Origin of the sequence: Pseudoxanthomonas sangjuensis (genome assembly GCF_010211755.1) — a bacterium.
GTDB classification, from domain to species: Bacteria; Pseudomonadota; Gammaproteobacteria; order Xanthomonadales; family Xanthomonadaceae; genus Pseudoxanthomonas_A; species Pseudoxanthomonas_A sangjuensis.
Genome location: NZ_PDWR01000013.1, coordinates 13,785 through 27,051, shown reverse-complemented (window position 1 = coordinate 27,051; position 13,267 = coordinate 13,785). Strand labels below are relative to the sequence as shown.

Genomic DNA, 13,267 nt, shown 5'->3' with positions numbered 1-13,267 from the left:
TCGTCCGGATAGTACCGGTCGTCGCCAGAATCAGGGTGCCGGTCACAACAAAAGCCGGTGACCTGTCATGCTGATCGGTTGACATCGTTTTGCCCGTTCAGCGACTATCCCCAATGTAATTTGGGGAGTGACGCCGGGGGATATGCATGTCGATCCGCCTCGAACGCGGGTTCACGCTTGTCGAGCTGATGATCGCCGTGGCCGTGCTGGCCATCCTTGCCGCGGCCGCCACTCCCAGCATGGGGGCGATCATCAACAACAACCGGTTACGGGCTGCGACCAACGAAACCGTCGCCACGCTGCAGTCGGCGCGACTCGAAGCGATCCGCGGCAACCGCCGCGCCGTGGCCTGCATGAGCGCCGATCCGGATGCCGCCTTGCCCGCCTGCAACCCCGCAGGCTCGAGCGGCTGGATCGTCTTCCTGGACGCGGATCGCGACGGGGCCCTGGGGGCAAACGAACGGTTGCTGCGGCGGGCCAGCCTGCCGGGGCAGGTGCGGATGCTGCCCAGTGCCGCATTCGCCAACGGGGTCGCCTTCAATGCCGATGGCTTCGCGCGGGACGCGGGGGGCAACCTGCTCAATGCCACCGTCAGCCTGTGCCTGCCCACGACGCGTCCCCAGGAAAACGCCCGCCTCGTGAGCATCGGCTCGGGAAGCAGGATCCGCTCCAACAGGGTAAACGCCGCCGGCGAATGCCCCACACCGGGGGACAGGCCGTGAAAAACAGCAACGACAAGTCGCGGCTTCGCCGCATGCGTGGACGACGGGAGTTCGCCGGGTTGCGGCATGCCCGCGGCGCCGGCCTGATCGAGGCCCTGATCGCGATCATCGTGCTGGCCTTCGGCGTACTCGGCATCGCCGCCCTGCAGATGACCGCGTTGCGCAACAGCCAGAGCTCCCTGGAACGCAGCCAGGCGACGATAGCCGCGTACGCCATCCTCGACGCGATGCGCGCCAATCGCGAGGAGGCGATCATCGGCAGGTACAACCTCACGACGATGACCTGTTCCCCGCCCGACCGGGGCACGCTCGCCATGAACGATCTCGCCGACTGGATCGCTTCGCTGAAGGGCACGGTGGGCAGTTCGGCGTGCGCCACGGTGGTGTGCGGCAGCGTCGAATGCGAAGTCACCGTGCAATGGGACGACACGCGCGCCAACGGCGACCCGGCGCAGAGGATCACGACGGTGACGCGCCTATGAGACGGGAATCCTGCGCCAGCAACCGCGCCGCGCGCGGCTTCAGCCTGGTCGAACTGATGATTTCGCTGGTGGTCGGCCTGCTGGTGGTCGGGGCCGCGATCGCGGTTTTCGCGGCCAACAGCCGTACGTATGCGGCCACCGAAAGCCTGGGCCGGGTCCAGGAGAACCTGCGCGTGGCGTTCGAGCTGGTCTCCCGCGACGCGCGCGAGGCGGCGGGCAATCCCTGCGAAAGGAGCCTGCCGACGTACAACGTGCTCAACGACCCGGCGAACCAGTGGTACACCGATTTCGGCACCGGCATCCGCGGCTACGGCGGCGCGCAAGCGTTCCCGGACGCCGCCTTCGGCACCGGCGAAGGCCAGCGCATCGCGGGCACGGACGCCATCGAACTGAAATCGGCGGTGTCCGGCGTCAACATCGTCAGGCACGTCCCCGCGTCGGCCCGGTTCGAGGTCAGCACCGTCGATCACGGGCTGTTTCCCGGCGACATCGCGCTGGCCTGCGATTTCGGCGAGGCCGCCGTGTTCCAGGTCACCAATGCCCAGACCGGCATCAACAACAACATCGTCCACAACGATGGGATCGGGAGCCCCGGCAACTGCAGCAAGGGGCTGGGTTTCGGCAGCCCGGTGAACTGCACGACCAATGGCAACCAGTACGCCTTCGGCTGCTACCAGGGGAAGTATTCGGGCGCCGGATGCGACGGCGACGAAGACGGGATCAAGGACGAACCCGAAGACCTCTGGCCCGCGTTCCTGGCCAAGGTGCATGCGGAGCGCTGGTACATCGGCGCCAACGCCAGCGGCGGTCGCTCGCTGTACCGGTCCAGCCTGCGCAACAACGCGGGGGTGCTGGCGGTGGAAAACGACGAGATCGCCGACGGGGTGCGCGACATGCGCCTCAGCTACCTGCTGGCCGGCGCCACCGGCTACGTCGATGCGGCGGCGGTTCCCGCGGCCGACTGGGCGTCGGACAAGGTGATGGCGGTGGCCATGGACCTGACCCTGGAAGGAACCGAACCCGTCGGCACCGACGGCGGGGGCCTGCAGCGGAACCTGCAGCTCGTCGTCACCATCCGGAACCACGCCCCATGAACGCACCGCGCCCGATGCCGCTTCCCGTTGTCCGCGCCCCCGCCTTGCAGGAGGGCGCCGCCACGCTCGCGATGGTGCTGATCCTGTTGCTGGTGGTGACCCTGATCGCACTGGCCAGCGTGCGGGGGACGGTGATGGAAGAACGCATGAGCGCCAGCACCCGGGATCGCGGCCTGGCCTTCCAGGCGGCGGAAGCGGCGCTGCGCGAGGGCGAACTCGTCGCGGCGAGCAAGCCTGCATTGCCGGTTTCCGGCTGCGTCGCGGGACTCTGCGCGGCGCCCGATCCGGCGGATGCGCCGGTGTGGGACGACCCGTCGGTCTGGGCCGGTGCGCCGGAGGCGGTGGTGACGCTGGGCGGGCAGACGGCCCGGCCGAAGTTCATCGTCGAGCTGCTGGCCGACGACGTCCCGCCCGCGGCCAGTTGCACCACCAGGAACGTCATCGGCGAAAACGCCTGCAGCGGCACGGAACGCCGTTACCGGATCACCGCGCTCAGCCGCGAGGAAGGCCGGGCGGAAGTGATGCTGCAATCCATTTACGCGGTTCCCTGATCGGAGCACGAGTTCGATGAGCATTCGCAGACCCAGCCCAGAATCCGGTTGCCGGCCGTTGCGCGGCCGCGTCTTCGCCGGCGCCGTGGCCTTCGTCGCGACGTTGGCCGCTGCGCCGGGGTATGCGGTGGACATTCCCAACGTTCCGTTGCAGTCGCAGGCGGAGTACCCGGCGGCCAACGTCCGCTTCATCCTCGACGACTCGGGCTCGATGAACCTGATCGCGATGCCGGCGGCGCTGTCGGATCGCCGTTATTCGAATGGAACCGGCGCGACCGACGACCTCGACGACAGCCTGGTAACCCACGCGTCGTACGGGCACAACACCATCTACTACAACCCGGCCACCAATTACCTTCCCTGGATCAAGGCCGACGGCACGCGATACACGGGCGGGACGTCGTTCACTTCCGCGTACCGGCATACCGCGCTCCTGACCGACGCGGTGGACCTGTCGTCCAGTCCGCAGACTTTCTATGTTCCGATGTCTGCCGCGGCCTCGACCAGTACCGACAACGCCGACTTCTACCGCTACCAGATCCGGAATGTCGGCGGCACCGTGCGGGTGGTCAGGAGCGAATGGGACCGACGCCGGACCAACAATCGCGGCGTCGCCAACGCCGGTTGCGCGGATTACGCCTTCAACGGCAACGGCTACGACTGGCGCAATTGCACCTTCGCCACGCCGACCGGGCGGAGCGATGCCGGCGAGATGACCAATTACGCGACCTGGTATTCCTATCACCGCAGCCGCATGAAGGTGGCCAAGGCCGGGGCGAGCGAGGCGCTGAGCCGGGTTGGCGAGAAGTTGCGCGTGGGCCTGGACACCATCAACCGCAACACCACCGGGATGCCGTACGACATCCCGGTGGGCACCGACGATGGCCTGTTCAGGGGAAGCAACAAGTCCGGTTGGTACGACCGCCTGCAATCGGCCGTGGGCAACGACAGCACCCCGTTGCACCGCGCGCTGCAGCGGGCGGGCAATTACTTCTCGCAAAGCGGCGCCAGCGGGCCATGGGGGCCGCAGGCGGCCGCCGACCAGCTCAGCTGCCGCCAGAACTTCGCCATCCTGACCACGGACGGTTTCTGGAACAGCACCAGCGGATACAGCAACGTGGGAGATGCCGACGGCACGGCGGGCCCGACCATTACCGATGCGTCCGGCAGGAACTCGTATGCCTATGCGCCGAGGAATCCGTACCAGGACAATTTCGTCGAAACCTCGACCAGATCCCGCGCCGACACCCTCGCGGACGTGGCGATGTACTACTGGAAACGCGATCTGCGCACCGATCTCGAGAACAACGTCCCGCACTCGCAGGACGACCGGCCCGACACCGACCCGGCGTTCTGGCAGCACATGGTGACGTTCGGGGTGTCGATCGGGCTGAAGGGCAGGCTGGACCCGAAGACCGACCTTCCGTCCATCGCCAATGGCACCAGGCACTGGCCCGACCCCATCAACGGCGGCGAGAACGCCGACCGCATCGACGACTTGTGGCATGCGGGCGTCAACGGCCGCGGCGGTTTCCTGGTCGCATCCAACACCAGGGAATTCACCGATGGATTGCTGGAGGCGTTCGCCACCATCGCCGAACGCCTGGGCTCCGCTTCCAACGTCACCGCCAACAGCACGTCGTTCATCTCGAATACGCGCGTCTACCAGGCCAGTTATGTCTCCGGTGCCTGGAGCGGCGAACTGGCGGCCTACGACGCCTCGGAGAGCGGCGTGGCCGATGCCGCCAGCTGGGAAGCGTCGACGCTGATTCCGACCACGGGCCGCACCGTGCTTACCTGGAACGGCACCGGCGGCGTGGCGTTCCCGACCGCGGCGCAGACCGCATCGCTCGACCAGTCCACGCGCGTGGTCGCGCCGGTAAACGGAGCAGACAACGCGGCCTACATCAAGGGCGACCGCAGCGGGGAACAGCAGAACGGCGGCCAGCTGCGCGACAGGACCACGGTTCTGGGCGACATCGTCGATTCGTCGCCGGTGTACGTGAAGGAGACGGAAACGATCTTCGTGGGCGCCAACGACGGCATGCTGCATGCCTTCAACGCACTGACCGGCGTGGAGCGCTTCGCCTACGTGCCGGGCAGCATCGATTTCCAGAAGCTGGCCACGCTGAGCAACCCCAGGTACACGCACGAATATTTCGTCGACGGGCCGCTGGTCGTTTCGTCGCGCACGACGACGCCGGGCAGGAACTACCTGGTCGGCACGCTGGGGCGCGGCGGCAAGGGCGTCTACGCGCTCGACGTCACCAATCCGTCGAACTTCCGCGCCAGCAACGTGATGTGGGAACTCGGTGGCGGCAACAACATGGGCTACGTCCTGGGCGAGCCGTTGATCGCCACGCTCAACGACGGGACCCGGGCAGTCGTCTTCGGCAACGGCATCAACAGCGTCAACGGCCATGCGGTCCTGTACGTCGTGAACCTGTCGACCGGCGCCGTGATGCAGGAGATCGATACCGGCGCCGGCGGCGACAACGGCCTTTTCTCGCCGCGCGGCTGGGACGAGGACGGCAATGGCACGCTCGATTACGTCTTCGCGGGCGACCTGAACGGGAACGTGTGGAAATTCGACTTCTCCGGCGGCGCCACCGGAAGCGTGGCGTTCTCCGGCCGGCCCCTGTTTTCCACCGGCGCCGCGCAGCCGATCACGGCCGACCTGGCGCTCGCACGCGACCCGGCGACCGGGAAACGCTGGGTCTTCGTCGGCACCGGCAGCATGCTGACGACCGCGGACCTGACCGATACTTCGATCCAGTCGATGTACGGCCTGATCGACGACGAGCCGAATCCCATCGCCAAGTCGCAGCTGCAGCAGCGCACGATCGCCGTGGTGGATGCGACGACCGGCAACCGCGGCTTCGAGCCCAACGGTACGCTGCCGGCCGGAAGACGCGGCTGGTACCTGGATCTGTCGGCACCGGCGGCGGGCGAGCGCGTCATCAACAGGCCGCTGGTGGACGGGCCGGTCCTCTTCTTCGCCACCGTGATCCCGCCCACCAGCAATGCCTGCGATGCGGGCGGAAAGGGTTATCTCAACGCGCTCGACGCCTTCAGCGGCACCAGCCTCGCCACGCCCTTCTTCGATGCCAACGGCGACGGGACGTTCAACGACCAGGACAAGCTGGCGACAGGCAACGGCGACAACGTCGCGGTCGGGTCGATGGATCCCGGGGTCGGCATGCTGACCAAGCCGATCATCATCCGCGGTCCCGGGCGTTCGATCGCCGTGGTGGGCGGTTCGTCGGGCGGCAAGGCCGATCTTCCCGTCAATCCGTCCGGCACCGCGCCACGCCGGGTTTCCTGGCGCGAACTCCTGCGGAACTGACATGAACGGCTTCGGCAATGGCGGTATCGGCTCGACCGGGAAGCGCGCGCGCGGCCTGCCCGCGCGCGCGCGCCACGGATTCACCCTGATGGAGCTGATGATCGTAGTGGCGGTGATCGCCATCCTCGCGGCCATTGCGATACCCAGCTACGAGTGGGCATTGGTGAAGGCGCGGCGCAGCGCGGCGCAAGGCTGCCTGACCGAGCAGGCGCAATACATGGAACGTTACTACACCACCCGGATGACCTATGCCGATGCGCCGGCCCCGGCCTGCTCGAACGAGGTCTCGCCGTTCTACGACATCGATTTCGTCGGCGTCCCCGATGCGGCCGGATACACCCTGCGGATCGCCCCGCAAGGCCGCCAGGCCGAAGCGGAAACCCGATGCGGCACGATGACGATCGACCAGACCGGCAGGAAGACCGCGGCCACCGACGATTGCTGGAGATGATCCGCAAGCGCAGGCGGCGCAACGGAGCGGCATGCGCCGGCGGCAGGAGGGGATGGCGATATCCCGCCGCTCCTGCGCGATCCTTCTCGCACGCCATTCCCGCTTCGGCGAGAATGGCGACCCCAGACACCCAGGAGAGCCCGATTGTCCGTCGTCCTCTACGGTTCCCGAAGCACCGCCTCGCTGGTCGTCCACTGGCTGCTGATCGAATTGGGCATCGAGCATGAACTACGCCTGCTCGATTTCGACAGGCGCGAGCAGAAATCGCCCGATTACCTGAAAATCAACCCGCAGGGCAGGGTGCCGGCGCTGGTGATCGACGGGCAGGTGCTGACCGAATCCGCGGCCATCGCGATGCAGCTGGCCGACCTGCATCCCCGGGCCGGCCTGGCGCCCGGGCTGGGCACGAAGGAGCGCGGCGACTACTACCGCTGGCTGTTCTTCTGCGCCTACACGCTGATGCCGGCGTACCGCAGCTGGTTCTATCCGGACGAACCGGCGGGGGATGCGAACGTCGACGCGGTCAAGGCCAATGCGCGCATCCTGATCGAGTCGGCATGGCAGCAGGTCCACGAACACCTCGCCGCGAACGGCCCATACCTGCTCGGCGAAAAGAGGTCCGCCGCCGACTTCGTGCTGACCATGCTGATGCGCTGGTCGCGCAACATGCCGAAACCGACCGATACATGGCCGGCGTTGCACGCGCATGCGCAGCGGATGAAGGCGTTGCCGTCGTTCCGCGAGGTTTACCGGCGCGAAGGATTGACCGACTGGACGTAGGGGCGCGGCGCGGCACGCCCCTGCGCTTCGCGGCCGGGCATCACGCGACGTAGTCGTCGTACTTCCTGCCGCCCTGGAACGGCATCAGGTGCTGGGCGAGGATGCCGTTGGGCACCGTTTCCAGCTTCATCACGCCGTATTCCTCCGGCCAGCTGCCGTCCTTCGGCAGCTTGAACGTGCCCATCAGCGCATCCACCAGCGGCAAGTGGATGGCGTAATTCACGTCCAGGTAGTCCTTGTGCCGCGCGTGGTGCCAGTGGTGGTAGCGCGGCAGCACGACCAGGTATTCCAGCCAGCCGAAGCGGATGCCGAGGTTGGCGTGCGCCACCACCGCCTGCAGGCCCACCATGATCACGTAGGCGTTGACCGCGGCCGTGGAGAAGCCCAGCACCAGCAGCGGCAGCAGCACCGCGCTGCGGGTCAGCACGATCTCGACGAAATGGATGCGCGAGCCGGCCAGCCAGTCCATCTCGCGGCTGGAATGGTGCACCGCATGGAAGCGCCATAGCCACGGGACGTTGTGGTAGGCGCGATGCAGCAACGCCTGCGCCATGTCGGCCGCGAACACGGCCAGCAGGAATTGCAGCCATACCGGCAGCGACTGGATCGCGGCCTTCAGCGCCGGGAACGCGGCGAGGCCGGCGATGGTCGAGGTCGACGCGGTGACCAGGATCAGGATGAACTGCACCAGCACGTGGCTGATGAAGAAATAGGCCACGTCGGTGCGCCAGCCGGGGCGCAGTGGCGAGAGTCGGCGGCGCGCGAGGTAGTGTTCCAGCGGCACGAACACCAGCGCCGAGAAGAACAGCGAGATCAGGAACCAGTCCAGGCCCAGGGAATAGGGCGTCTTGCCGATCGCGTCGAACTGCACGTTGGTGCCGCCCAGCAGCACCGCCAGCGTCGCGCTGCCGACGCCGACCAGGGCGACGCGCTTGCCGTGGCCGCGCAATACCGCCAGGGTGCCGAGCACGAACGCGGCGACCAATCCGACCAGCAGCAGGTTGCGGGCGAACTGCTCGCCGTAGACGGCGCGGAATTCCTTGCTGGTCAACAGCTCCGGGAAATGGAAGCACAGCACGGCCAGCAGGCTGAGCAGGCCGAGCAGGGCGGAGGCATAGGGCAGGAACAGTCGATGCGTGAGCAGCATGGTCGGTCGGTCGGTTTTCCCCGGCCGGAGCATAGCGGAACATCGCCCGCCTTGGGCAAGGCCGCGCAGGCGCGTCCGCTCAGAACCACTCCAGCAGCGAGATGCCCAGGCCGACGTAGGTCGCCTTGTGGTTGTAGTCGATCAGGCTTTCGCCGTAACCGTGGAAGACCTGCAGGTGCCCGCGCAGGGTACGGTCGATCGGGAAGCCCCAGTCCAGTTGCAGCGCGCCGTGCGAGTCGTCGCCGGTGCGCAGCGAATGCCGGCCGAGCACGCTGAATTCGTGCCCGTTGTTGCTGTACACCAGCATCGCGTCGGCGCGGCCGACGTAGTCCTCGATGTCGGGGTTGTCGTCGTCGCTGCCTTCCGGCACGCGCCACCACGGGCGCACGACGAAGGCCCAGTGTTCGCGGTCCAGGCCGATGCTGGCGATGATCCGGTTCCAGCTGCGCGACAGCGGAGCGCCGCGGCCGTTGGACTGGTGGTTGATGCCGATGCCCGTCATGCGCCCGTGCCAGCCGCCCAGCGAATAGCCGTTGCGGAACACCAGCATCACTTCCGGCTCGTAGTTGGTCTCACGGAACGGGCGCGACTCTTCGCCGTTGAACACCTGCCAGCGCGAGCTCTGCGTGTACGCGGTCCACAGGTCGCCGTTGTCGCCGAACAGGTTCTCGGCGATCTTGGTCTTGAAGCTGAGCTGGAACTTGGCCTCGGTCGCCTGCAGCCGCATCGGCTCGGCGACGGTGTTGTCCGGGTTCGGCGACGACGGCGTCTCGTTGGTGTCGTCGGTCCAGAACGCCGGGAACAGGTACACCGGCTTGTAGCCGCGCAACTGGAAGGTGCCCAGCTTGGAGTCCTTGGCCAGCTCCCAGCGGCTGTCGAGCAGCGAGCCCCTGCCGGCATTGGCGATGGCGTCGCGGTAGGTCGGGTCGTTGCGGAACAGCGCGCCGAGCCTGCGCTTCGTGCGCTGCTGCGCGGTTTCGCCCTGGTCCCCGGCGGCTTCCCGTTCGGCCTGTTCGCGTTCGTCGCGCGCCACCAGGCCGGCATAGGCGGCCGTCGCGTCGGCCGCCTCGGTCTGCCCCGGCTTGCGCTTCAGCACCGCGTCGTAGCAGGCCAGGCGCAATGCGTCGGAATCGATGCTGACGCAGGCCTCCGGCGTGGCCGGCGCGGGGCTGTATTCCTGTGCCCGGGCATCGATGGCGCAGGCGGCCAGGACGAGCGCCGGGAAGCGGATCGGATAAAGGTTCATCGACGGCGAGATTCTCACACCAGCCAGGCGATGACGAACAGCCCGACCATGGCGAAGGCCAGGCCCAGCTTCAGCATCGCGCCGAGGGCGATGCCCAGCCAGGTACCGAAACCCACCTTGGTCGCCTGCCGCCATTCCTTGCCGTGCCACAGCTCGCCGAGCAGCGCGCCGGCGAAAGGGCCGACGAAGATGCCCCAGGGAATGAAGAACAACCCGGCGAAAGTGCCCAGCACCGAGCCGAGCAGGGCCTTGCGGCTGGCGCCGACCCGCTGGGCGCCCACGGCGGTGGCGAACAGGTCGGCCGCGACCGACATCAGGGTCATCAGCCCCAGCACGACCAGGGTCAGCCAGTGGATGTGCCGGAAATGGTCGGCCCAGGCCGCCAGCAGCATGCCGGCGAACACCAGCGGCAGGCCCGGCAGGGCCGGCAGGACCACCCCGATCAGGCCGATCAGCACCATCGCGGCGGCCAGGAAGTACCAGAGTTGTTCGATGGACAAATGAAGTTTCCTTTCAATTCAATGGGTTGGAGGATGGAATCAAGCGCGGCAGGTGATTGACTTTTTCATAAATGCCGCGTTAATGTGGTTTCGCTGCGCTTGTCAAGGGTCACCGGTAATTGTGGCCTGATGCGGTTGGATCGAACGATCTGCTACATCGTTACACGCTTCCTCCTTGCAACCAGCCGCCGCGACCCGGCGTTCCCACCGTCAGTCCAGGGAGTAAGTCAACGATGTCCGAACGTGAAAACGGAACCGTGAAGTGGTTCAACGATGCCAAAGGCTTCGGTTTCATCAGCCGCGAAAACGGCGAAGACGTGTTCGTGCACTTCCGCGCCATCCAGACCCAGGGCTTCAAGAGCCTGAAGGAAGGCCAGAAGGTCAGCTTCACCGTGGTGCAGGGCCAGAAGGGCCTGCAAGCCGACGCGGTGCAGCCGCTCTGAACCCGGTGGCCTGAGGAGCGAAGCCGGCGTCGCGCCTGCGCGCGATGCGGGATTGCAAAAAACCCGGCTTGCGCCGGGTTTTTTGTTGCCACAAGGGATGCCGTTCAGTTCTGGAACGGGTTGTTTTCGGCGAAATATTCGTGGCTGTCGGCATTGTTCAGCGCAGAGTCCGGGTTGCTCAGCGCCAGGTTCTTCGCGCCGGACTGGCCGTAGACAATGTCGTCGGTGCCGGCCACGACGTCGAAGTGGCTGGTCTCGTGGATCAGCGTGCCCGCCTTGGAATCGGTGCCGGTCAGCGGCGCCTTCCAGAACACCTTGCAGACGAAGATCTCGTACGGACGGGTCGGGTAGACGTAGGCGTAGTAGTTCTGGTTGCACTTGCAGTTGATCTTGATCTCGCCGTTGCTCTGGTCCAGCGCCGCGTCGATGCTGGCGAAGTGGTTCCTGGCGAGGTTGGTGCGCTGCGTGGTCGGGGTGCCGAACCAGGTGGTGTAGCGCGGGCCGGGCGAACTGAAGTTGTAGTTCTTCGCGTTCTCGGCATAGTTGCGGGCGGCGATCACCGCATCGCCGGCGGTGGCGATCTGCGTGGTCGAGCAGTTCGCGTAGCTGACGCCGTTGACCACGGTGTCGCCGGAGCCGGGTTTGCCCTTGCCGTTGCTGCCGGACTTGGCCGCGCCCAGCACGTCGAGGCCGTCGACCCAGACCCGCGCCTTCCCGCTGCGCAGCACCATCGGGCTGTTGCGGAAATCGCGCAGCATGCGGCCGTCGGACAGCGAGGCGTGCTGCAGCGGCGAAATCATCTCGATTTCGTAGGCACCGCTCTTTTCCATGGCGTAGGAGCCGGACAGGTCGACCACGGCGCGATAGCTGCCGCCCGGCGGCAACACGACGAAGTCCGCGGCTTCCGGCAGGCCGCGCTTGACCAGCATGCCCTCGTAGGCCACCGGCTTGCCGTTCAGGCTGACCCTGAACAGCGGCTTCTCCGGCGAATCGGACGGCAATTCCCATTTCGGCACGCGTACCGCCTTGAACCCGGTATTGGTGACGACGACTTCGATGGCGCCCTGCAGGTCGCCGACCTTGCCGGCGACGGGGGAAATGCGGACCTGCAGGGGGTTGCTGTCGGCATTGCGCGGCGCGGCGATCACCGCGGCGATGGCAAGCGAGATCAGGCTGGTACCAACGGCAAGACGGAACGGTTTGAACTTCATGTTCAATTCCTCTCGTATCAGGGGTTGGATTGGAATGGTCCGCGCGGCGGACGGCTGACTCTACTCCCAAAACGGCCGGTTCGACGTCTGGCGGCCAGCGACGTGCTAGCCTCGCCGGCATCTCGGGTCGGGAGTGGTTGCCGTGGGCAGGAGCAGGGTGCGGATGGCAGGCATGACCGGGCTGTTTTCGTTGCTGGCCGCCTGCGGCGGCACGACCGCGCCGCCCGGCGAACCCGGACCGCCCGCGGGCGAGGCGCCTGCGGCCAAGATGCCGGCCCCGCAGCGGCTGCGCGGCGAAGCGGTGGTCGGCAAGGACGGCTACGGGGTCACGCCGTGCGGCAGCCAGCGGCAGCGGATCGTGCGCTTCGCGCCGGATGCGCAGGCATTCGTCGATCGATTCCTCGAGCCCGGCGGACGGCTCGAATTCTTCCTCGACGGCTGGGCCAGCGAACAGGGTGGCCAGTTGGTCGTCGAAGCGGTGGAGCGCGTCCACACCGAAGGTCCGCGCTGCGACCGCGAACCGGAAGACGCGGCTTTCGCCGCCCGCGGCAACGAGCCGTTCTGGGCGTTGTCGCTGACCGCGGCCGGCTGGGCGCTGCAACGTCCCGGCGCCGAGCCGCTGCATGCCGACGCGAAGGCGGCGAAGGTCGGCGACGGCTATGCCTGGGCATCCACCGCGCCCGCGGCCCTGGTCGAACTGAGCCCCGGCTTTTGCGCCGATGGCATGGCCGATGCGGCCACCGCATGGCGGGCGAAGCTCACGCTGGATGGCGAGACGGGGAACGGCTGCGCCTGGCGCGGCATGCAGCCATTGCCGTAGGGGCACGACAGCCGGATGGCCGGCAATCCAGGGCCGCGCCCCCGCGGGGCGTTCCTACAGGTCGGCGGGCACCAGCTTGCCGTCGACCACGCGCACGCGGCTGTTCAGGCGTAGGCTGCCCCGTTCCTCCTGGCGCACCACCACGCGGCGGCCGTCGTCCATGCGCACGTGGACGTTGTAGTCGAGGTCGCCGCTGACCGGCTTGCTGGCCACCGAGCCGACGATGCCGCCCAGGACCGCACCCTGGGCTTTGCCGGCGGCGACGGTTTCGATGTGCACGACGGTGCCGCAATCGCCGCAGACCGACGGGCGTGCGGGCGGTGGCGCCGGTTGCGGCGCGGGTGCCGTGCTGGTGGGGGATGGCCCGGCCGGTTTCGGGCCCACGCCCTGACTGCCGGCACAAGCGGCCAGCACGAGGGCGGAAGCGGCGGCGAGGAGGGCGGATTTCGGATTCATGCGAATGCGCGGCCGGAT

14 protein-coding genes are annotated in these 13,267 nt (G+C 67.3%); 9 read left to right on the top strand and 5 right to left on the bottom strand.

What is annotated here, in order from left to right; all coding sequences use genetic code 11:
* Nucleotides 1-146 precede the first annotated feature (146 nt).
* The 7 genes from CSC71_RS08445 to CSC71_RS08415 all read left to right on the top strand — a co-directional run bounded on the left by CSC71_RS08445 (nt 147) and on the right by CSC71_RS08415 (nt 7,426).
* Nucleotides 147-722 carry a GspH/FimT family pseudopilin gene (locus tag CSC71_RS08445; RefSeq protein ID WP_162373982.1) on the top strand — a complete coding sequence of 192 codons (576 nt, stop codon included), beginning with the start codon at nt 147-149 and terminating at the stop codon, nt 720-722.
* Nucleotides 719-1,204, top strand: a complete 486-nt coding sequence (gene pilV / locus CSC71_RS08440) for a type IV pilus modification protein PilV (RefSeq protein WP_343037682.1) — start codon at nt 719-721, stop codon at nt 1,202-1,204. Before CSC71_RS08445 ends, pilV begins: the two co-directional genes overlap by 4 nt.
* Nucleotides 1,201-2,298 (top strand): PilW family protein, encoded by a 1,098-nt coding sequence (locus CSC71_RS08435; RefSeq protein WP_162373921.1) that lies wholly within the window; start codon nt 1,201-1,203, stop codon nt 2,296-2,298. The genes pilV and CSC71_RS08435 overlap by 4 nt, the downstream gene beginning before the upstream one ends.
* A complete protein-coding gene (locus CSC71_RS08430) occupies nt 2,295-2,849 on the top strand; it encodes a pilus assembly PilX family protein (protein WP_211367937.1) in 555 nt (184 codons plus the stop codon). The genes CSC71_RS08435 and CSC71_RS08430 overlap by 4 nt, the downstream gene beginning before the upstream one ends.
* Nucleotides 2,850-2,865: 16 nt before the next feature.
* Complete coding sequence (locus CSC71_RS15550; protein ID WP_246192093.1) at nt 2,866-6,195, top strand: pilus assembly protein; 3,330 nt, start codon at nt 2,866-2,868, stop codon at nt 6,193-6,195.
* Nucleotide 6,196: 1 nt separating this feature from the next.
* Complete coding sequence (locus CSC71_RS08420; protein WP_162373920.1) at nt 6,197-6,646, top strand: type IV pilin protein; 450 nt, start codon at nt 6,197-6,199, stop codon at nt 6,644-6,646.
* 144 nt (nt 6,647-6,790) lie between these two features.
* Nucleotides 6,791-7,426: a glutathione S-transferase family protein gene (locus CSC71_RS08415; RefSeq protein WP_162373919.1), complete on the top strand. Its 636-nt coding sequence runs from the start codon at nt 6,791-6,793 to the stop codon at nt 7,424-7,426.
* 40 nt (nt 7,427-7,466) lie between these two features.
* Here CSC71_RS08415 and CSC71_RS08410 read toward each other — a convergent pair whose 3' ends face one another.
* The 3 genes from CSC71_RS08410 to CSC71_RS08400 form a co-directional block, all read right to left on the bottom strand.
* The gene (locus tag CSC71_RS08410; RefSeq protein WP_211367935.1) at nt 7,467-8,573 is read right to left on the bottom strand and encodes a sterol desaturase family protein; all 1,107 of its coding nucleotides are present in this window, start codon (nt 8,571-8,573) and stop codon (nt 7,467-7,469) included.
* Nucleotides 8,574-8,652: 79 nt separating this feature from the next.
* Complete coding sequence (locus CSC71_RS08405; protein ID WP_162373917.1) at nt 8,653-9,819, bottom strand: phospholipase A; 1,167 nt, start codon at nt 9,817-9,819, stop codon at nt 8,653-8,655.
* 14 nt (nt 9,820-9,833) lie between these two features.
* Entirely contained in the window at nt 9,834-10,280 is a 447-nt protein-coding gene (locus CSC71_RS08400; protein ID WP_162373978.1) for a DUF456 domain-containing protein, read from the bottom strand.
* 272 nt (nt 10,281-10,552) lie between these two features.
* Between CSC71_RS08400 and CSC71_RS08395 the strand changes: the two genes are divergently transcribed.
* Nucleotides 10,553-10,762, top strand: coding sequence for a cold-shock protein (locus CSC71_RS08395; RefSeq protein WP_162373916.1), 210 nt, complete (start codon nt 10,553-10,555; stop codon nt 10,760-10,762).
* Nucleotides 10,763-10,866: 104 nt separating this feature from the next.
* Here CSC71_RS08395 and CSC71_RS08390 read toward each other — a convergent pair whose 3' ends face one another.
* Nucleotides 10,867-11,973 carry a M35 family metalloendopeptidase gene (locus tag CSC71_RS08390; RefSeq protein ID WP_162373915.1) on the bottom strand — a complete coding sequence of 369 codons (1,107 nt, stop codon included), beginning with the start codon at nt 11,971-11,973 and terminating at the stop codon, nt 10,867-10,869.
* Between the two features lie 172 nt (nt 11,974-12,145).
* On the opposite strand from CSC71_RS08390, the gene CSC71_RS08385 reads away from it, so the two are divergent.
* A complete protein-coding gene (locus tag CSC71_RS08385) occupies nt 12,146-12,793 on the top strand; it encodes a hypothetical protein (RefSeq protein ID WP_162373914.1) in 648 nt (215 codons plus the stop codon).
* Nucleotides 12,794-12,847: 54 nt separating this feature from the next.
* Here CSC71_RS08385 and CSC71_RS08380 read toward each other — a convergent pair whose 3' ends face one another.
* A complete protein-coding gene (locus tag CSC71_RS08380) occupies nt 12,848-13,249 on the bottom strand; it encodes a hypothetical protein (RefSeq protein WP_162373913.1) in 402 nt (133 codons plus the stop codon).
* Nucleotides 13,250-13,267: the final 18 nt, after the last annotated feature.

Coding starts and splice junctions, on each gene's coding strand:
- CSC71_RS08420 (WP_162373920.1), top strand. CDS start 6,197: ATGAACGGCTTCGGCAATGGCGGTATCGGCTCGACCGGGAAGCGCGCG.
- CSC71_RS08445 (WP_162373982.1), top strand. CDS start 147: ATGTCGATCCGCCTCGAACGCGGGTTCACGCTTGTCGAGCTGATGATC.
- CSC71_RS08410 (WP_211367935.1), bottom strand. CDS start 8,573: ATGCTGCTCACGCATCGACTGTTCCTGCCCTATGCCTCCGCCCTGCTC.
- CSC71_RS08390 (WP_162373915.1), bottom strand. CDS start 11,973: ATGAAGTTCAAACCGTTCCGTCTTGCCGTTGGTACCAGCCTGATCTCG.
- CSC71_RS08430 (WP_211367937.1), top strand. CDS start 2,295: ATGAACGCACCGCGCCCGATGCCGCTTCCCGTTGTCCGCGCCCCCGCC.
- CSC71_RS08435 (WP_162373921.1), top strand. CDS start 1,201: ATGAGACGGGAATCCTGCGCCAGCAACCGCGCCGCGCGCGGCTTCAGC.
- CSC71_RS08400 (WP_162373978.1), bottom strand. CDS start 10,280: ATGGTGCTGATCGGCCTGATCGGGGTGGTCCTGCCGGCCCTGCCGGGC.
- CSC71_RS08405 (WP_162373917.1), bottom strand. CDS start 9,819: ATGAACCTTTATCCGATCCGCTTCCCGGCGCTCGTCCTGGCCGCCTGC.
- CSC71_RS08380 (WP_162373913.1), bottom strand. CDS start 13,249: ATGAATCCGAAATCCGCCCTCCTCGCCGCCGCTTCCGCCCTCGTGCTG.
- CSC71_RS08385 (WP_162373914.1), top strand. CDS start 12,146: ATGACCGGGCTGTTTTCGTTGCTGGCCGCCTGCGGCGGCACGACCGCG.
- CSC71_RS08395 (WP_162373916.1), top strand. CDS start 10,553: ATGTCCGAACGTGAAAACGGAACCGTGAAGTGGTTCAACGATGCCAAA.
- CSC71_RS15550 (WP_246192093.1), top strand. CDS start 2,866: ATGAGCATTCGCAGACCCAGCCCAGAATCCGGTTGCCGGCCGTTGCGC.